This window comes from Streptomyces sp. NPDC000345 (assembly GCF_042898825.1).
Classification (GTDB): Bacteria; Actinomycetota; Actinomycetes; order Streptomycetales; family Streptomycetaceae; genus Streptomyces.
Genome location: NZ_JBIAZE010000003.1, coordinates 484,069 through 500,756, shown reverse-complemented (window position 1 = coordinate 500,756; position 16,688 = coordinate 484,069). Strand labels below are relative to the sequence as shown.

Below are 16,688 nucleotides of genomic sequence, written 5' to 3'. Positions count from 1 at the left end.
GAGGCTCGGGGGCACCCCCGTTCGTGCTGTGCGGCCCGGTTCAGCCGGTGTTGCGCAGGCCCGCCGCCACACCGTTGACGGTGAGGAGGAGGGCGCGGGCGAGGAGGGGGTCGGGTTCGGCTCCGGCGGCGGCCGCGTCGCGCTGGCGCTTGAGCAGCGTGACCTGGAGGTAGGAGATGGGGTCGAGGTAGGCGTCGCGGATGCTGAAGGTCTGCTTGAGGGCGGGGGTGGCGTCGAGCAGTTCGCGCTCACCGGTGATCTTGAGGACTTCGGCGACGGTGAGCGCGTGTTCGGCCTTGATGCGGTCGAAGACGTGCTTGAGGTCGTCGGGGACCAGGGTGTCGACGTAGTGCTGGGCGATCCGCAGGTCGGTCTTGGCGAGGGTCATCTCGACGTTGGAGACGAAGTTGCGGAAGAAGTGCCACTGCTCGTGCATCTCGTCCAGGACGGTGTCCAGGCCGGCTTCGCGCAGGGCCTTGAGGCCGGAGCCGACGCCGTACCAGCCGGGGACGATCTGCCGGGACTGGGTCCAGCCGAAGACCCAGGGGATGGCGCGCAGTCCGTCGAGCGAGACGCCGGAGCCGGGGCGGCGGGAGGGCCGGGAGCCCAGGTGCAGGTCGGCGAGCTGGTCCACCGGCGTCGACGCGAGGAAGTACGTCGGCAGGTCCGGGTCCTCGACCAGGGCGCGGTAGGCCGCGTGGGCGGCGTCGCTGACCACGTCCATGGCGGCGTCCCAGCGGGCGAGGGCCTCGTCGGACTGGCGGGGGGCGGTGTGCAGGGCGGAGGCCTGGAGCGTGGCGGCGACCGTCAGTTCCAGGTTCTCCCTGGCGAGGGAGGGGATGAGGTACTTGTCGGAGATGACCTCGCCCTGCTCGGTGACCTTGATCTCGCCTTCGAGGGTGCCCCAGGGCTGGGCGAGGATCGCGTCGTGGGAGGGGCCGCCGCCGCGGCCGACGGTGCCGCCGCGGCCGTGGAAGAGGCGGAGGCGGACGCCGTAGCGGTGGGCGACGTCGCGCAGCCGGCGCTGGGCGCGGTGGATCTCCCACTGGGAGGTGGTGATGCCGCCGAACTTGGAGGAGTCGGAGTAGCCGAGCATGACTTCCTGGACGTCCCCGCGCAGGGCGACGAGGCGCCGGTAGGAGGGGTCGGAGAGCATCTCCTCCAGGATGGTGTCGGCGGCCTTGAGTTCGTCCGTGGTCTCCAGCAGGGGGACGATGCCGATCTTCGCCCAGCCGGCGTGCAGGTCGATCAGGCCGGCCTCGCGGGCGAGGATCGCCGCGGCGAAGACGTCGTCGGCGCCCTGGCACATGGAGATGATGTAGGACTCGATGACCTCGGGTCCGAAGACCTCCAGGGCCCGCTTGACGGTGAGGAAGACGCCGAGGGTCTTCTCGCCGGCGGCGTCGACGGGTGCGGGGGTGGGGGCGAGCGGGCGGCGGGAGCGCAGTTCCTTCGCGAGCAGCTTCGTGCGGTATTCGCGGGGCATGTCCACGTAGCGCCAGGATTCCTCGCCGAGGCGGTCGAAGAGCTGGCCGAGGGCGTGGTGGTGGGCGTCGGCGTGTTCGCGGACGTCCATGGTGGCGAGCTGGAGGCCGAAGGCGGCGAGGGTGCGGATGGTGCGGTTCATCCGGCCGTCGGCGAAGAGGCCGCCGCGGTGGGCGCGCAGGGAGGTCTGGACGAGCGTGAGGTCGGCCAGGAGCTCGCTGGTGCCGAGGTAGTCCCGTCCCGGCTCGTGGGGTGTGCCCTTGGCGAGGCGCTGCTTGGTGTTCTCCAGCTTCTGCCGGATGCAGGTGGCCTTGAGGCGGTAGGGCTCTTCGGCGTTGAGGCGCTTGTAGCGGGGGCTGATCTCGGGGAGGCGCTCGAGGTCGTCCTGGAGGGAGTCCAGGAGTTCCTGGGTGGCGCCGGTGTAGCGGATGGAGTTGGAGAGGAAGCCGCGGAGTTCGTCGATCGTCTCCAGGGCGTCGTTGATGCCGTGTTCGTGCTGGAGGATGAGGACGTCCCAGGTGACCTGGGGGGTGACGTTGGGGTTGCCGTCGCGGTCGCCGCCGATCCAGGTGCCGAAGGTGAGGGGGCGCGTGTCGTCGGGGAGGGTGACGCCGACGCGTTCCAGTTCCGAGGTGAGGTCCTCCAGGACGTCTCCGACGGCGTTGGCGTGGAGTTCGTCGAGGTAGTAGATGGCGTTGCGGGCCTCGTCGGCGGGTTCGGGGCGTGCGACGCGCAGCTCGTCGGTCTGCCAGACGAGGTCGATGTTCTCGGCGAGGCGCGTGTCGTGGCGCCGGCGGTCGGAGTCGATGACGGGGGTCTCCAGAAGCGCGGCGATGCGCCGGAGCTTGTTGAGTACCGACCGGCGCGCGGCTTCGGTGGGGTGTGCCGTGAACACGGGGCGCACGTTCAGGTGGCGGACTGTTTCGCGGACGTGTTCGGGGTCGGCGTCCTTGAGGCGGTCGGCGGTGCGGGCGAGGAGGCCGCCCTCGGCGGCGCGCCTGGCGCGCAGTTCGCGGCCGCGGTGGACCTGCTCGGTGACGTTCGCGAGGTGGAAGTAGGTGGAGAAGGCGCGGACCAGCTTGGCCGCGGTCTCCAGTTCGGTGCCGCGCAGCAGCTCGGCGGCGGCCTCGCCGTCCTCGCGGGTGAGGCGGCGGACCTTTTCGACCAGGTCGAGCAGCTCGGGGCCCTCCTGCCGGACGAGGGTCTCCCCGAGGAGGTCACCCAGCCGGCGGATGTCGGCACGCAGCTCGTTGCTGGTGGTCGCCGTGGAAACGGTCTGGTCGTCGGCACTGCTCACAGGTGCGGCTCCTTGCAGTGTTGAAGCTCGTCTGAGGCTCGTCTGGGACGGGGCCCGGGGCCGTCCGGGCGGCGGGGCGCCGCATACGGGCCGGACATCCGGGAAGAAAACAGAGCGGACCGCGCTGTCCGACCGTCTTCAAGGATAGGTGGCGGGCGGGACGCGCAGACTTTCGGGCTCGTGCCGCCGGGCAGCGCACTGACATACTTACGATGCCGTAGGTTACGGAACCGTAGGAAGCTGTTATGAAGCCGACCGCGTGAGGTACCCGTGACCCGGCGCACTGCCACAACCCTCGAACCCCCCAGGGGACGCCCATGACCACGAGCTCCGATGTGATCGACGACGCCCCGCAGGCGAACGACGGCGCTCCGCTGCCCTCCGCGACGCTCGGTGGTGAGCAGAAGCGTTCGGTGGAGCAGCTCACTCTTCTTCTCTTCATCACCGTCCCGTTCCTCGCGCTGCTGGCGGCGGTGCCGCTGGCCTGGGGGTGGGGGGTGAGCTGGCTGGACCTCGGCCTGCTGGTCTTCATGTACTTCCTCGGCTGCCACGGCATCACGATCGGTTTCCACCGCTACTTCACGCACGGTTCGTTTAAGGCGAAGCGGCCGCTTCGGATCGCGCTGGCGGTGATGGGATCGCTGGCGGTGGAGGGGCCGCTGGTCCGCTGGGTGGCGGACCACCGCAAGCACCACAGGTTCTCGGACGCCGAGGGCGACCCGCATTCGCCGTGGCGGTTCGGTGAGACGGTTCCGGCACTGATGAAGGGCCTGTGGTGGGCGCACATCGGCTGGATGTTCGACGAGGAGCAGACGCCGCAGGACAAGTACGCGCCGGATCTGATCAAGGACAGGGCGATCCGGGCGGTCTCGCGTCAGTTCGTGCTGTGGACGGTGGTGTCGCTGCTGATCCCGCCGCTGGTGGGCGGTCTGGTGACGATGTCCTGGTGGGGTGCTTTCACGGCGTTCTTCTGGGGGTCGCTGGTGCGGGTGGCGCTTCTGCACCATGTGACCTGGTCGATCAACTCGATCTGTCACGCGGTGGGCAGGCGGCCGTTCAAGTCGCGGGACCGCTCCGGCAACGTCTGGTGGCTGGCGGTCCTGTCGTGCGGCGAGTCCTGGCACAACCTGCATCACGCGGACCCGACGTCGGCGCGGCACGGGGTGGAGCGGTGGCAGATCGACTCCTCCGCCCGTCTGATCCGCTGGTTCGAGATGTTCGGGTGGGCGTACGACGTGCGCTGGCCGTCACGCTCGCGTATCGATTCGCGCCGCAACACGGGTGAGGGCGGCTCCCGGCGCCGGAAGGCGACCGCGAAGGCGGCATGATTGACGCCGTGGCGACCGACTCCAGCAGTACTCCCAGTCCGAGCAGCGAAGCGAAGCCTCGGCGCGCTCGCCGCACCCGTATGACCGGTGCCGAGCGCCGCCAGCAGCTCCTCGAGATCGGTCGCACCCTGTTCGCGGCGAAAGGTTTCGAAGGCACGTCGGTGGAGGAGATCGCGGCGAAGGCCGGGGTGTCCAAGCCGGTGGTGTACGAGCACTTCGGCGGCAAGGAGGGGCTGTACGCGGTCGTCGTGGACCGCGAGATGCGGCGGCTGCTGGACATGGTGACCAGTTCCCTCACCGCCGGTCACCCGCGGGAGCTGTGCGAGCAGGCGGCGTTCGCCCTCCTGGACTACATCGAGGAGTACACGGACGGTTTCCGGATCCTGGTCCGGGACTCGCCGATCCCGCAGTCGACGGGTACGTTCGCCTCGCTGATCTCGGACATCGCGACGCAGGTGGAGGACATCCTGGGCCGTGAGTTCAAGAGCCGTGGCTTCGATCCGAAGCTGGCCCCGCTGTATGCGCAGGCGCTGGTGGGGATGGTGGCGCTGACCGGGCAGTGGTGGCTGGACGTGCGCCGTCCGAAGAAGGCGGAGGTGGCGGCGCATCTGGTGAATCTGGCGTGGCACGGGCTGGACGGGCTGGAGCAGAAGCCCCGGCTGATAGGTCACCGCAAGAGCTGACACGGGTCACCGCGAGCCGGGCGTGCCGAGGGCCCCGCCGGTGGGCGGGGCCCTCGGGTGCCGGGCTCGTCAGTGCTTGAAGACGTCCTTCATCTTCTCCTTGGCCTGGCGCGCGTCGCCCTTGGACTGCCCGCCGCGGCCCTTGGACTCCATCCTCGCGTCGCCCGTGGCACGGCCCAGGACTTCCTTGACCTTGCCCTTGATCTGTTCCTTCTTGGCCTTGCCCTTCTGTTCCTTCGCCACTCTGGATCACTCCCGGCCCCGTACGACTGTGGTGTCACCCCGGGTGACCCTGTGCGGTCTGCTCAAACACCGCGCTTCACGGCCACGGCGAACAGCCGGCGGAACGGCAGGACCGTGCCGTAGGCGTGGCTCGGGTAGGCCTCGCGGAGCAGGTCGCGGTACTCGGCGACGAAGGTGTCGCGGGCCTCGGGGTCGTCGGCGAGGGCGTCGAGGGCGGGGCGCAGGCCGGTGCCCTTGACCCAGTCGAGGACGGGGTCCTCGCCCTGGAGGACGTGGTGGTACGTGGTGGTCCAGACGTCGGTGGCGCAGCCGAGGCGGGCGAGGCGGTCGAGGTAGACGCCGGGGGTGTGCACGGAGTCCTCGTGGCGCAGGACATCACCGAGGCGGGGCTTCCAGCGGGGTGTGTTGCCGAGTTCACGCATGAGGGCGTGCAGGGGGGCGTCGATGTTGTGGGGGACCTGGAAGGCGAGGGTGCCGCCGGGAGCGAGGCCGTCGAGCCAGGCGGGGAGGGCGTCGAGGTGGCCGGGAACCCAGTGGAGGGCGGCGTTGGAGATGAGGAGGCCGTAGGTCTCGTCGGGTGTCCAGGTGGTCAGGTCGGCGTAGGCGAAGTCGAGGTGCGCACCGGCGTGCGCCTGGGCGTCGGCGAGCATCCGGGGGGAGTTGTCGTAGCCGGTGATGCGGGCGGTGGGCCAGCGCTCGGCGAGGACGGCGGTGACGTTGCCGGGGCCGCATCCGAGGTCGGCGATGCGGGGCGGGTCGCCGGGCAGGTCGGGGACGCGGGCGAGGAGGTCGGCGAAGGGGCGGGCGCGGTGGCCGGCGTGCCGCAGGTACTGGGCGGGGTCCCAGGAAGGGTTGGTGGTCATGGTCGTCACCTTCCCCCAGGATTTATCTCGACGTCAAGAGACTCGACATCAAGAGACTTCATGTCGACACAACCACTACACTGATCGCCATGGAGGACGAGGTCGATCGGCTGGTCGCAGCGTGGCGCCGGGAGCGCCCGGACCTCGACGTGGAGCCGCTCGAAGTGCTCAGCCGGGTGAGCAGACTGGCCCGGCACCTGGACCGGGCGCGCCGGCTGGCGTTCTCCGAGCACCAGCTGGAGCCCTGGGAGTTCGACGTCCTGACGGCGCTGCGGCGCGCGGGTGCCCCGTACCAGCTCTCACCGGGGCAGCTGCTGACGCAGACGCTGGTGACCTCGGGCACGATGACGAACCGCATCGACCGGCTCGCGAAGAAGGGCCTGGTGGAGCGGCTGCCGGACCCGAGCGACCGGCGCGGTGTGCTCGTCCGTCTCACGGACGACGGCAAGGACCGGGCCGACCAGGCGCTCGCCGGACTGCTCGACCAGGAGCGGGCGATCCTGGCCGAGCTCTCGCACGCCCAGCGCGGTGAACTGGCGGGCCTGCTACGCCAGCTGACCGCCCCGTTCGACAACATCCCCGGCTAGGTCGGCGGGGCCGACCCCGGCGCGGCGGGCCAGGGCGACCGCGGCGAGCGTCGAGTGGACGCCCAGCTTGCCCAGGACGTTCTGCATATGGGTGCGGACGGTGTGCGGGGAGAGGAAGAGGCGCTCGGCGACGGCCTTGCGCCCCAGCCCCGCGACCATGCACCGGAGCACTTCCCGCTCCCTCGGGGTGAGGGACTCGACCAGCCGCTCGCTCTCGGTGCGGTGCTTGCGGGCGGCCGTCAGCTCCCGCAGCACACCGGTGAGCAGGGCGGGAGGCAGATGGGTCTCCTCGCGCAGCACCCCGCGGATGACGCTCAGCAGCCGGGAGAGCGAGCAGTCCTTCGCCACCCAGCCGGACGCACCGGCCTGCAGGGCGAGGGCCGCGCGGCGCGGGTCGTCCTTCTCGGCGAGGACCACGACCCGGACCTGGGGCTGCGCGGCACGCACCCCGGTGACCAGCGAGATCCCGTCGACGAGCCCGTCCTCCCCCACCTCCTGCACGGGCACGGCGGGCCGTATGCCCGGCAGCGCACCGCCCGGAGCGCCGGCCGGCCCGCCTCCCAGGCCGGCGCCCAGGTCGGCGTCGACGAGCAGCACGTCGTAGCGGCGCCCCTCGGCGGCCGCGCGCTCCAGGCTGCGCAGCGCCGCCGGGCCGCTGCCGGCCGCGGAGACGTCGACGTCGGGCTCGGCGGCGAGCGCCGCGGCGAGCGACTCGGCGAAGATGCGGTGGTCGTCGACGACCAGGACTCGGATGCGAACCACGAAACCCCCTTCCCCAAGCTCCTTGCCGGAGCCGGGGATACCCCAAGGTCCGAAGACGGAGAACGACGACCGGCGCGGGTACGACACCCGGAGGGGATGCGGGCTACCGCACGGCCGCCGCCGTGCAGAGACTGCTACCCCCACTTCGGGCGCCGTACCCGACTGTCTCGCCCCCTGATCAGCACCGGCCCCCACCGGTGCTGTTCATCAGGGTAGGGCTGTGGGCGGACAGCGGAAGGAAAAACGCAGAACTGGTTGGCCAGGGCGTTTATGGTGTGCCGCATGTTTCGTCTTGAGACAGAAGTCGACAGGACTCGGCGCGATCTTCTCCGTTCGCGGCTCCGTGACACCAACACCGCGGCCTCCCCGGTCCTTCGGGCCCTGCGCGGCACGCCCGCCGAACGCGAGAGCCCGCTGCACGTGTGGGCTTCGGACGCCACCGGCGACCTGGCCGGCGGCCTGGTCGGCCACACCTGGACGACCTGGCTGCACGTCGCCTACCTCTGGGTCGACGAACGCCACCGCGGCACGGGCCTGGGCACCCGCCTCCTCGCCGAGGCGGAACGCGTCGCCTCCGAGGAACGCGGCTGTCTCCGCGTGCGCCTGGAGACCTGGGACTTCCAGGCCCCGGACTTCTACCGGCGGCTGGGATACGAGGTGGTGTGCGTGATCGAGGACTACCCGCCGGGGATCACGGAGTACACGCTGACGAAAAGACTGGGGTGAGGCGGGGAACTCCTCGGAGACCCCGCCCCACCCCGGATCCGCGGAGAACCGCAGAACCGCTCAGCCGAGCCGGCGGGCTCCCGCCGAAGGCACCGCCTCGAAGACGCGGGGGGCCGTGTGGCCCGCCGCGGCGAAGGCTTCCCCGATGGCCTTGGTGAGGGTGTCGACGTCGGTGGCGTCGGCGAGGACGATCGCCGAGCCGCCGAAGCCGCCGCCGGTCATGCGGGCGCCGAGGGCGCCGGCGGCGACGGCGGTGTCGACGACGAGGTCCAGTTCGGGGCAGGAGACCCGGAAGTCGTCGCGCAGCGAGGCGTGGCCCTCGGTGAGGACCGGGCCGATGGCGCGGGTGTCACCGGACTCCAGCAGGCGCACCATGCGTTCGACGCGCTCGTCCTCCGTCACGACGTGCCGGACGAGGCGGCGGACCTCCTCCTCGTCGCCGAGACGGGCCAGGGCCGCGTCCAGGCCGGCGTACGGGACGTCCCGCAGGGCGTCGACGCCCAGCAGGGCCGCGCCCTTCTCGCAGCCGGCGCGGCGCTTGCCGTACTCGCCGTTGCTGTGGGCGTGCTTGACCTGGGTGTCCACCACCAGCAGACGCATGCCCTCGGCGGCCAGGTCCAGGGGGATCTGCTTCTGGGAGAGGTCGCGGGTGTCCAGGAACAGGGCGTGGCCGCTCTCGCAGCAGGCGGACGCGGTCTGGTCCATGATGCCGGTGGGGGCACCGACGTAGACGTTCTCGGCGCGCTGGCACAGGCGGGCCAGCTGCCAGCGCTGCAGGCCGAGGTCGTACAGGTCGTTCAGCGCGAGTGCGACGACGACCTCCAGGGCCGCCGACGAGGACAGGCCCGCGCCGGTCGGGACGGTCGAGGTCAGATGGATGTCCGCGCCGGTGACCGGGTGGCCGGCCTCGCGCAGCGCCCAGACGACACCGGCCGGGTACGCCGTCCAGTCGTCGTCCGACTCCGGGGCGAGGTCGTCCAGGCGGAGCTCGGCCACGCCGCCCTCGATGCCGGACGAGTGCAGGCGCAGGACGCCGTCCGCGCGCCGGGAGACCGCCGCGAGCGCCTGGTGCGGCAGCGCGAAGGGCATCACGAAGCCGTCGTTGTAGTCGGTGTGCTCGCCGATGAGGTTGACGCGCCCGGGCGCCGCCCAGACGCCTTCGGGCTCCGCGCCGTACAACTCGACGAAGGCCTCGCGCACTTCCTGTGCCCCCACTACTGCTCCCTTGCGATGTGCTGCGCGAACTCCCAGGCGTCCGCGACGATTCCCGCGAGGTCCGCGCGGGACGGGTTCCAGCCCAGCCGTTCGCGGGCGGTGTCCGCCGAGGCGACCAGGACGGCCGGGTCGCCGCCGCGACGGGGGGCCACGACCTCGGGGATCGGGTGGCCGGTGACCTCGCGGACGGTCTCGATGACCTCGCGGACGGAGAAGCCGTTGCCGTTGCCGAGGTTGCAGACGAGGTGTTCGCCGGGCTCGGCGGCCTTCAGGGCGAGCAGGTGGGCCTCGGCGAGGTCGGCGACGTGGATGTAGTCGCGGACGCAGGTGCCGTCCGGGGTCGGGTAGTCGTCGCCGTAGACGGAGATGGCCTCGCGGCGGCCCTGGGCGACCTGGAGGACGAGCGGGATGAGGTGGGACTCGGGGTCGTGGCGCTCGCCCTGCCGGCCGTAGGCGCCGGCGACGTTGAAGTAGCGGAGCGAGACCGCGCCCAGGCCGTGGGCGGCCGCCTCACCGGTGATCATGTGGTCGACGGCGAGCTTGGTGGCGCCGTAGGGGTTGGTCGGCCTGGTCGGGGCGGTCTCGACGATCGGGACCTGCTCCGGCTCGCCGTAGGTGGCGGCGGTGGAGGAGAAGACGAGCCTGCGCACGCCGGCCTCGCGCATGGCGGCGAGGAGGGCCATGGTGCCGCCGACGTTGTTGTCCCAGTACTTCTCCGGCTGCACGACGGACTCGCCGACCTGCGAGGACGCGGCGAAGTGGAGGACGGCGTCGAAGGAGGCGTCGAGCCACTTGGCGGCGTCGCGGATGTCGCCCTCGATGAAGGCGGCGCCCGCCGGGACGCCCTCGCGGAAGCCGGTGGTCAGGTTGTCGAGGACGACGACCTCGTTGCCCGCCTCCAGCAGATGCTGGGCGACGACGCTGCCGACGTAGCCGGCGCCTCCGGTGACCAGGTACTTCCCGCTCATGAACTCGCTACCTCTCGCAGTCGCTCGGCCGCGCGCTCCGGCGGCACGTCGTTGATGAAGACGTTCATGCCTGATTCGGAGCCCGCGAGGAACTTCAGCTTGCCGGACGTCCGGCGGATGGTGAAAAGCTCGAGGTGGAGTGCGAAGTCGTCGCGGTTGACGCCGTCGAACTCCTCCAGCGCGCCGAACGGGGCCTGGTGCCAGGCGGCGATGTAGGGCGTGGGCGGTTCACCTTCACCGAAGATACGGTCGAAGCGCCTCAAGAGTTCCAGGTAGACCTTGGGGAACTCTGTGCGCGCGTCCTCGTCGAGCCCGAGCAGGTCGGGGACGCGGCGCTTCGGGTACAGGTGCACCTCGTAGGGCCAGTGCGCCGCGTAGGGCACGAAGGCGACCCAGTGTTCACCCTCCAGGACGACCCGGTCGTCGGCGAGTTCACGCTCCAGGACGGCGTCGAAGAGGTTCTCCCCACCGGTCGCCTCCTTGTGCGAGGCGACTGAACGCAGCATCAGGGCGGTGCGCGGGGTGGTGAACGGGTAGGCGTAGATCTGCCCGTGCGGGTGACCCAGGGTCACACCGATCTCGGCACCGCGGTTCTCGAAGCAGAACACCTGTTCAACGGAGGGCAGATGCGACAGTTCGGACGTCCGGTCCGTCCACGCGTCCAGGACGAGTCGCACCTGTTCCTCGGTCAGATCGGCGAAGGACGCCTCGTGGTCGGAGGTGAAGCAGACCACCTCGCAGCGCCCGGAGTCGCCGGCCAGGGAGGGGAAACGATTCTCGAAGACGACGACGTCGTACGACGAGTCCGGGATCTCGCTGAGCCGCTCGCCCTGGGAGGGGCACAGGGGACATTCGTCGGCCGGCGGATGGTAGGTGCGCCCCTGCCGGTGCGAGGCGATCGCGACAGAGTCGCCCAGCAGCGGGTCCCGGCGTACCTCCGACGTGGTGACCGTGGGGTCCAGCGGGCGCCGGTCCACCGCGTCACGCACCGAGTCGTCCCGCTGGTCGTAATAGATCAGCTCACGACCGTCGGCCAGCCGGGTCGAGGTCTTCTTCACCGCGACACTCCATTGCCAAGTAAGACTTCAAACAGAACCGAACACATAGAAACATAAACACGCTCAGGAAGTAACCCCCCACAACCAAACAAAGACCACCAGACAAGGTGAGCTCCGGATGCAGACCCCCACAGACTCCGTGCGCCTGGCGGCCGAGCTGCGGCTCCCCACGAACGCACTCGACTACACGATCCTCGCCATCTACTTCGTCGTCGTCCTGGGCATCGGCTTCGCCGCGCGCAGATCGGTGAAGACCAGCCTCGACTTCTTCCTCTCGGGGCGCTCACTGCCCGCCTGGATCACCGGCCTCGCCTTCATCTCGGCCAACCTGGCCGCCACCGAGATCCTGGGCATGGCGGCGAACAGCGCGCAGTACGGCGCGTACACCGTGCACTGGTACTGGATCGGCGCCATCCCGGCGATGGTGTTCCTGGGCCTGGTGATGATGCCGTTCTACTACGGCAGCAAGGTCCGCTCCGTGCCCGAGTTCCTGCTGTTGCGCTTCGACAAGGGGGCTCACCTGCTGAGCTCGCTCCTCTTCGCCTTCGCGGCGATCCTCATCGCCGGCGTCAACCTGTACGCGCTGGCGATCGTCGTCGAGGCCCTGCTGGGCTGGCCGCAGTGGGTGGCGATCGTGGTCGCCGGCTTCTTCGTCCTGGCGTACATCACCCTGGGCGGCCTGTCCTCGGCGATCTACAACGAGGTGCTCCAGTTCTTCGTGATCCTGGCGGCCCTCATCCCGATCGTGGTGCTGAGCCTGAAGAAGGTCGGTGGCTGGGACGGCCTGTCGGACAAGCTGACCGCGACCCACGGCGACAACTTCGTCACCGCCTGGGGCGGCACGGGCATCGGCAGCGCCAACCCGCTGGGCGCGAACTGGCTGACGATCGTGCTGGGCCTCGGATTCGTCCTCTCCTTCGGCTACTGGACGACGAACTTCGCGGAGGTGCAGCGCGCCCTGTCGGCGAGGAACCTGTCGGCGGCCCAGCGCACCCCGCTGATCGCCGCGTACCCCAAGATCTTCATCGTGTTCCTGGTGATGATCCCGGGCCTGGTCGCCGCGGCCGTGGTCCCCGGGTTCGGCACCGAGAAGTCGGGCTACCAGTACAACGACGCCATCCCGTACCTGATGGAGAACCTGCTGCCCAACGGCGTACTGGGCATCGCCGTGACCGGCCTCCTCGCGGCCTTCATGGCGGGCATGGCGGCCAACATCTCGTCCTTCAACACGGTGTTCACCAACGACATCTGGGGCAGGTACGTGGAGCGGGGCCGCGAGGACGCGTACTACGTCCGCTTCGGCCGGCTGATCACGGCGATCGGCGTCGTCGCCTCGATCGGCACGGCGTTCCTGGCGTCGTCGTTCTCGAACATCATGAGCTACCTGCAGACGCTGTTCAGCTTCTTCAACGTCCCGATGTTCGTGGTCTTCATCGTCGGCATGTTCTGGAAGCGGGCGTCGAAGAAGTCGGGCTTCTGGGGCCTGCTGGCCGGCACCACGGCGGCGATGGTCAACTACTTCGTCCTCTACAAGCAGGACGTCATCGGCATCCCCACCGACCAGGGCGCGAACTTCGTCTCGGCGATCGCGGGCTTCGTGGCGGGTGCGGTGGTGATGGTGGCGGTCTCCCTGTTCACCGCCCCGAAGCCGGCCGGGGAACTCCAGGGCCTGGTCTACGGCACCACCTCCCCCGGCATGGCCGAGCCGCCGGCGAAGGGCGACGACGCCTGGTACCGCAAGCCGGCGCTGCTGGGCTGGGGAGCCGTGATCCTGGCCGCCGCCTGCTACATCCCGTTCTCGTTCTGATCCCGGGCGCGCGTCACGCGTACCGAGGGAGGATGGAAAGACCATGTCCGAGCAATTCGAACCCGAACAGCGTGCGGAGGCGGCCGAGCGGCTGCGACGCGCCGGGTACAGCGAGGCCGACGTCCAGCGCGAGGTCACCGAGCTGGAGGAGAAGTCCGCGACCGCGGCCCGCATCTTCGACCTGCGCCGCATCATCGGCGGCCTGTTCGTGCTGTACGGCGTCATCGTCACGATCACCGGCCTGACCGACAGCGACGCGGAGATCGACAAGGCCCAGGGGATCAACATCAACCTCTGGACGGGCCTGGGGATGCTGGCCCTGGGCATCTTCTTCCTGGTGTGGCTGTGGCTGAGGCCGGCGGCCCCGCCGGCGTCCCCGCTGCCGCTGCCGGAGGACCACGTCTCCCCCGAGTAGAACGGGTCGGGGTTCCGCGAACGGTCCCGCCCGCCTGTGCGCGTCGAGCAGCCCCGCCGCGGCCGGCTGCCCGCCGGCCCGCGCGGTGTCTCCTTCCCCGCCGTCGGGTTCCGGGTCCCGGGCGCCCTACGCCTGCGGGCCGGACCCCGTGGGCCGGGACATGTGCGGGAGGGGGCCCGCGCGGTCCAGGAGGCCTGTCCGGGCCGCCAGGGCCGCGGCCTCCAGGCGGGAGCCGACGCCCAGCTTCATCAGGACGCGCTGGACATGGGTGCGGGCCGTGGAGGGGGCGATGCCCATGCCGGCGGCGATGAGCCGGGTGTCCTCGCCGTCGGCCACGCGGACCAGGACCTCGACCTCGCGCGGGGTCAGCATCTGCAGCAGCCGCTGGCCCTCGTCGTCCGGCTGGGCCGCCGGGTTCAGGAGTTCACCGAACGCTCCCTGCAACAGCTGGGGGGCCACCGCCGCCTCACCCGCCCTCGCCTTCATGATCGCCCGCTCGACGCCCTCGATGCGCTCGTCGTGGCGTACGTAACCGGAGGCACCCGCGGCGAAGGCGGCGGCGATGCCCCGGGGGCTCGGGACCGGGCCCAGCACCAGGACCGCCACCTGCGGACGCTCCCGCTTGATGCGGACCACCGGGTCGAAGATGCCGGGCTCGGCCGGGGCCGCCGTCCCCAGCAGGCACACCTCGGGCGCCCGGGTGATCACCAGCTCGGCCGCGCCGGCGGCGGGGGCCGCGGCCGCGAGCACCCGGTGCCCCCGCAGTTTCAGCGCCGAGGCCAGCGCCTCGGCGAGCAGGCGGTGGTCGTCGACCACCATCAGCCGCACTCCCATCGAGCAACCCCCCAGTCCCCCCACGGAACCCAACAGACCTGGCACAACAGACAAAAGGTGCCCCCCGGCACCCCGTCCTTCATGCCCCCGGAAGCTACACGCTTGTTCGACGTTGCGCTCCCCCTACCGGCGAGAAGTGCCCGGATCGCCGAAATTCCTCGCATTCGAGGGTGATGAGCGGTAAGTGCACGGCCCCACCCCTGAGCAGGGGCGGGGCCGTTCGTCCGTACGACAGGACGGGGTGTCGTGCGCGGTCAGCCTGCGGTGCCGAAGGCGATCGCCAGGTACGCCGTGTCACCGGCGCTGGTCTCGTCGGCGTAGGTGTCAGCCAGGTACAGCCGGCCCTGGGAGTAGAGGATCTCCGAGTACGCGGCGGACATGCTGCTCTCCATCTCCCGCGCCTCCTCCGAGTCCGCGATCTCCAGCAGCGTGGCCTGCTTGAACGAGGTGCCGTCGATGCTGACGACCTGTCCGCCCTTGTCGTAGGGCGGCTCCTTGTACGCGATCACGTTGCCGCCGTCCATCCGCAGCGGGTAGAGGGTGTAGTCGGCCCCGGAGTCGGCGCGCTGGCCGGTCTGCTTGCCCGTGCCGAGGTCGAAGGCGACGATCTCGTTGACGTTGCCGCCGTCGGTGGCGTCGTGCTCCTCGGTCGCGATGTAGAGGCGGTCGTTGCCGACGGCCAGGCCCCGGCACGCCTCGGGCAGGTCGATGCTGTCGCACTCGGCCGCGTACGCGTCGCCCGGTGCCGAGATACGGGTGCGCAGCTCGCCGGTCTTGTTGTCGATGGAGAAGAAGTCCGAGATGCCGCTGCCGTCACCGGCGCTGTCGCCGACGTCGGCGGCCACGACCAGCGGGTCCGTCGAGACGACGCCCGCGTACTCGATGTCGGTGGCCATCTTGTACTCGGACAGCACCTTCCCGGAGGCCGGGTCGATGGTCTGGATGTGCAGCTGCGGCGCGTCGTAGGAACCGCACTTGCGCACCGCGACCAGCTTGGCACCGCCGCCGTAACCGGCGTCGTAGCAGGTGTCGGACGTCTTGGGCGCCCAGAGCTGCTTGCCGGTGGCGACGTCGAAGGCGGCGCCGCCGTCGGTGCTGCCCACGGCGACCGTGTTCGCGCTGACCGTGACGTTGTCGAAGTCGATCAGGTCGTCACCGGAGTTGACGGTCTTCGTCCACAGCTGCCGGCCCGCGTTCAGGTCGATGGCCGCGACCTGGGAACAGCCGGCCGTGGAGTCCTTCGGGGGCATCTTCGGCTGGAAGACGATCGCGGTCCGCCCGTCCTCGTTGGTCTGGCGGCTCGCCGCGCAGACCGGGCCGGGCAGCTTGACCGTCCACAGCTCGGTGCCCTTGTCGCGGTCGTAACCGACGATCTCGGCGACACCGGTCTTCACGTACGCCTTGTCGGTCAGCCAGGAGCCGTCCACGGCCATGCTGTCGTCCTTGGCGACCGTGGGCATCGGCACCTGGAAGAGGGCCTCGGCGCCGGGGTCGGCGGGCACCTTCTCACTGCCCTTGGCGGTGCCCTGCCCGCCGCCGTCGGTGCCGCCGGAGGCCGTGGGGCCGTCGTTCTTGCCGTCGCCGCCGGAGGACTTCGAGTACCAGACGCCGCCACCGATGATCAGCGCGATGGCCGCGACCGCCGCGACGATGATCACCATCGAGGCGTTCATCCTCCGCCCGCCGGCGGGGGCGGAGTGCTGCGGCTGCAGGGGGACGGTGGGGTGACCCGGGTAGCCCGGCTGCCCCGGGTAGCCGTAACCCGGCTGGGCCGGCGCACCGGGCTGCCCCGGGTAGCCGTAACCCGGCTGCCCCCCGGGGCCGTATCCGGGCTGCTGACCGTACGCGGGCGGCTGCGCGGCCTGCTGCGAGGGGGGCGCGGGGTAGCCGTACCCCTGGGGCGGCTGCGGAGGCTGCGGGGCCTGGGAAGGCTGGGCCTGAGGGGGCTGCGGGGCCCCGGGGGCCTGGGGGTGGCCGTAACCGGGCTGGGGCGGCCCGGCGGGCGGAGACGCCTGCGGGAAGCCGTAGCCCGGCTGAGGCTGAGGCTGGGGCTGGGAGGCCGGAGTTGCCTGACCGGCCGGGGCCGCCGGGGCGGCCTGGCCCGGGTGGCTTTCCTGCCCCGCCTGAGCAGGCTGGGCCCCCTGCGCTGCCGGACCGGCCGGGGCCGGCTGGGTTGCCTGACTGCCCGGGGCCGCCTGGCCCGGGTGGCCTTCCTGACCCGCCGGACCGGGCTGACCGGGCTGAGCCCCCTGCGGTGCGTGGCCGGCCGGGGCCGGCCGGCCGGGCTGGCCCGCCTGCGCGGCCTGTGCCGCCTGTGCCGCCTGGAAGTTCTGGGCGACCTGGGCCGCGTTGGCCATCTGGTGCGGCATGGGGCCGCCGGGGTTCTTGCTGAGCTGCGGGCCCTCGGGCGGGGCAGG

At 70.9% G+C, this 16,688-nt stretch carries 15 protein-coding genes; 6 read left to right on the top strand and 9 right to left on the bottom strand.

Annotated features, from left to right (window positions below; all coding sequences use genetic code 11):
* Positions 1–40 precede the first annotated feature (40 nt).
* Positions 41–2,782 carry a phosphoenolpyruvate carboxylase gene (ppc, locus tag ACFY30_RS09780; RefSeq protein ID WP_390844614.1) on the bottom strand — a complete coding sequence of 914 codons (2,742 nt, stop codon included), beginning with the start codon at positions 2,780–2,782 and terminating at the stop codon, positions 41–43.
* Positions 2,783–3,099: 317 nt separating this feature from the next.
* On the opposite strand from ppc, the gene ACFY30_RS09775 reads away from it, so the two are divergent.
* Together ACFY30_RS09775 and ACFY30_RS09770 are read left to right on the top strand one after the other, a co-directional pair.
* Positions 3,100–4,110 carry an acyl-CoA desaturase gene (locus ACFY30_RS09775; protein ID WP_390844612.1) on the top strand — a complete coding sequence of 337 codons (1,011 nt, stop codon included), beginning with the start codon at positions 3,100–3,102 and terminating at the stop codon, positions 4,108–4,110.
* Complete coding sequence (locus ACFY30_RS09770) at positions 4,107–4,793, top strand: TetR family transcriptional regulator (RefSeq protein ID WP_390659095.1); 687 nt, start codon at positions 4,107–4,109, stop codon at positions 4,791–4,793. Before ACFY30_RS09775 ends, ACFY30_RS09770 begins: the two co-directional genes overlap by 4 nt.
* A 69-nt stretch (positions 4,794–4,862) precedes the next feature.
* On the opposite strand, the gene ACFY30_RS09765 is transcribed toward ACFY30_RS09770, so the two are convergent.
* The gene (locus ACFY30_RS09765) at positions 4,863–5,036 is read right to left on the bottom strand and encodes a CsbD family protein (RefSeq protein ID WP_390659096.1); all 174 of its coding nucleotides are present in this window, start codon (positions 5,034–5,036) and stop codon (positions 4,863–4,865) included.
* Positions 5,037–5,098: 62 nt separating this feature from the next.
* Entirely contained in the window at positions 5,099–5,899 is an 801-nt protein-coding gene (locus ACFY30_RS09760) for a trans-aconitate 2-methyltransferase (protein ID WP_390844611.1), read from the bottom strand.
* A gap of 89 nt (positions 5,900–5,988) precedes the next feature.
* On the opposite strand from ACFY30_RS09760, the gene ACFY30_RS09755 reads away from it, so the two are divergent.
* Positions 5,989–6,486 carry a MarR family winged helix-turn-helix transcriptional regulator gene (locus ACFY30_RS09755; protein ID WP_057600602.1) on the top strand — a complete coding sequence of 166 codons (498 nt, stop codon included), beginning with the start codon at positions 5,989–5,991 and terminating at the stop codon, positions 6,484–6,486.
* Here ACFY30_RS09755 and ACFY30_RS09750 read toward each other — a convergent pair.
* Positions 6,445–7,248, bottom strand: coding sequence for a LuxR C-terminal-related transcriptional regulator (locus ACFY30_RS09750; RefSeq protein WP_390844610.1), 804 nt, complete (start codon positions 7,246–7,248; stop codon positions 6,445–6,447). The genes ACFY30_RS09755 and ACFY30_RS09750 overlap by 42 nt on opposite strands.
* 270 nt (positions 7,249–7,518) lie before the next feature.
* Here ACFY30_RS09750 and ACFY30_RS09745 point away from each other — a divergent pair, with 270 nt between their 5' ends.
* Positions 7,519–7,974 (top strand): GNAT family N-acetyltransferase, encoded by a 456-nt coding sequence (locus tag ACFY30_RS09745; RefSeq protein WP_390844737.1) that lies wholly within the window; start codon positions 7,519–7,521, stop codon positions 7,972–7,974.
* A gap of 60 nt (positions 7,975–8,034) precedes the next feature.
* On the opposite strand, the gene galK is transcribed toward ACFY30_RS09745, so the two are convergent.
* The 3 genes from galK to galT are packed head-to-tail and all read right to left on the bottom strand — an operon-like array spanning position 8,035 to position 11,215.
* Entirely contained in the window at positions 8,035–9,189 is a 1,155-nt protein-coding gene (galK, locus tag ACFY30_RS09740; RefSeq protein WP_390844609.1) for a galactokinase, read from the bottom strand.
* Positions 9,189–10,157, bottom strand: a complete 969-nt coding sequence (galE, locus tag ACFY30_RS09735; RefSeq protein ID WP_390844608.1) for a UDP-glucose 4-epimerase GalE — start codon at positions 10,155–10,157, stop codon at positions 9,189–9,191. The genes galK and galE overlap by 1 nt, the downstream gene beginning before the upstream one ends.
* Positions 10,154–11,215 carry a galactose-1-phosphate uridylyltransferase gene (galT, locus tag ACFY30_RS09730; protein WP_390844607.1) on the bottom strand — a complete coding sequence of 354 codons (1,062 nt, stop codon included), beginning with the start codon at positions 11,213–11,215 and terminating at the stop codon, positions 10,154–10,156. The genes galE and galT overlap by 4 nt, the downstream gene beginning before the upstream one ends.
* Before the next feature lie 118 nt (positions 11,216–11,333).
* On the opposite strand from galT, the gene ACFY30_RS09725 reads away from it, so the two are divergent.
* Together ACFY30_RS09725 and ACFY30_RS09720 are read left to right on the top strand one after the other, a co-directional pair.
* On the top strand, positions 11,334–13,022 hold the full coding sequence (locus ACFY30_RS09725; protein WP_390844606.1) for a sodium:solute symporter family protein: 1,689 nt from the start codon (positions 11,334–11,336) through the stop codon (positions 13,020–13,022).
* A gap of 43 nt (positions 13,023–13,065) precedes the next feature.
* A complete protein-coding gene (locus ACFY30_RS09720) occupies positions 13,066–13,437 on the top strand; it encodes a hypothetical protein (RefSeq protein ID WP_390844605.1) in 372 nt (123 codons plus the stop codon).
* 126 nt (positions 13,438–13,563) lie between these two features.
* On the opposite strand, the gene ACFY30_RS09715 is transcribed toward ACFY30_RS09720, so the two are convergent.
* Positions 13,564–14,271, bottom strand: a complete 708-nt coding sequence (locus ACFY30_RS09715) for a LuxR C-terminal-related transcriptional regulator (protein WP_390844604.1) — start codon at positions 14,269–14,271, stop codon at positions 13,564–13,566.
* 254 nt (positions 14,272–14,525) lie between these two features.
* Positions 14,526–16,628, bottom strand: coding sequence for a PQQ-binding-like beta-propeller repeat protein (locus tag ACFY30_RS09710; RefSeq protein ID WP_390844736.1), 2,103 nt, complete (start codon positions 16,626–16,628; stop codon positions 14,526–14,528).
* Positions 16,629–16,688: the final 60 nt, after the last annotated feature.

What these genes read in the sequence shown, in the direction of transcription:
- ACFY30_RS09775 (WP_390844612.1), top strand. Translation starts at nt 3,100, where the DNA reads ATGACCACGAGCTCCGATGTGATCGACGACGCCCCGCAGGCGAACGAC.
- ACFY30_RS09770 (WP_390659095.1), top strand. Translation starts at nt 4,107, where the DNA reads ATGATTGACGCCGTGGCGACCGACTCCAGCAGTACTCCCAGTCCGAGC.
- ACFY30_RS09760 (WP_390844611.1), bottom strand. Translation starts at nt 5,899, where the DNA reads ATGACCACCAACCCTTCCTGGGACCCCGCCCAGTACCTGCGGCACGCC.
- ACFY30_RS09755 (WP_057600602.1), top strand. Translation starts at nt 5,989, where the DNA reads ATGGAGGACGAGGTCGATCGGCTGGTCGCAGCGTGGCGCCGGGAGCGC.
- ACFY30_RS09745 (WP_390844737.1), top strand. Translation starts at nt 7,519, where the DNA reads ATGGTGTGCCGCATGTTTCGTCTTGAGACAGAAGTCGACAGGACTCGG.
- galE (WP_390844608.1), bottom strand. Translation starts at nt 10,157, where the DNA reads ATGAGCGGGAAGTACCTGGTCACCGGAGGCGCCGGCTACGTCGGCAGC.
- ACFY30_RS09725 (WP_390844606.1), top strand. Translation starts at nt 11,334, where the DNA reads ATGCAGACCCCCACAGACTCCGTGCGCCTGGCGGCCGAGCTGCGGCTC.
- ACFY30_RS09720 (WP_390844605.1), top strand. Translation starts at nt 13,066, where the DNA reads ATGTCCGAGCAATTCGAACCCGAACAGCGTGCGGAGGCGGCCGAGCGG.
- ACFY30_RS09715 (WP_390844604.1), bottom strand. Translation starts at nt 14,271, where the DNA reads ATGGGAGTGCGGCTGATGGTGGTCGACGACCACCGCCTGCTCGCCGAG.
- ACFY30_RS09710 (WP_390844736.1), bottom strand. Translation starts at nt 16,628, where the DNA reads ATGGCCAACGCGGCCCAGGTCGCCCAGAACTTCCAGGCGGCACAGGCG.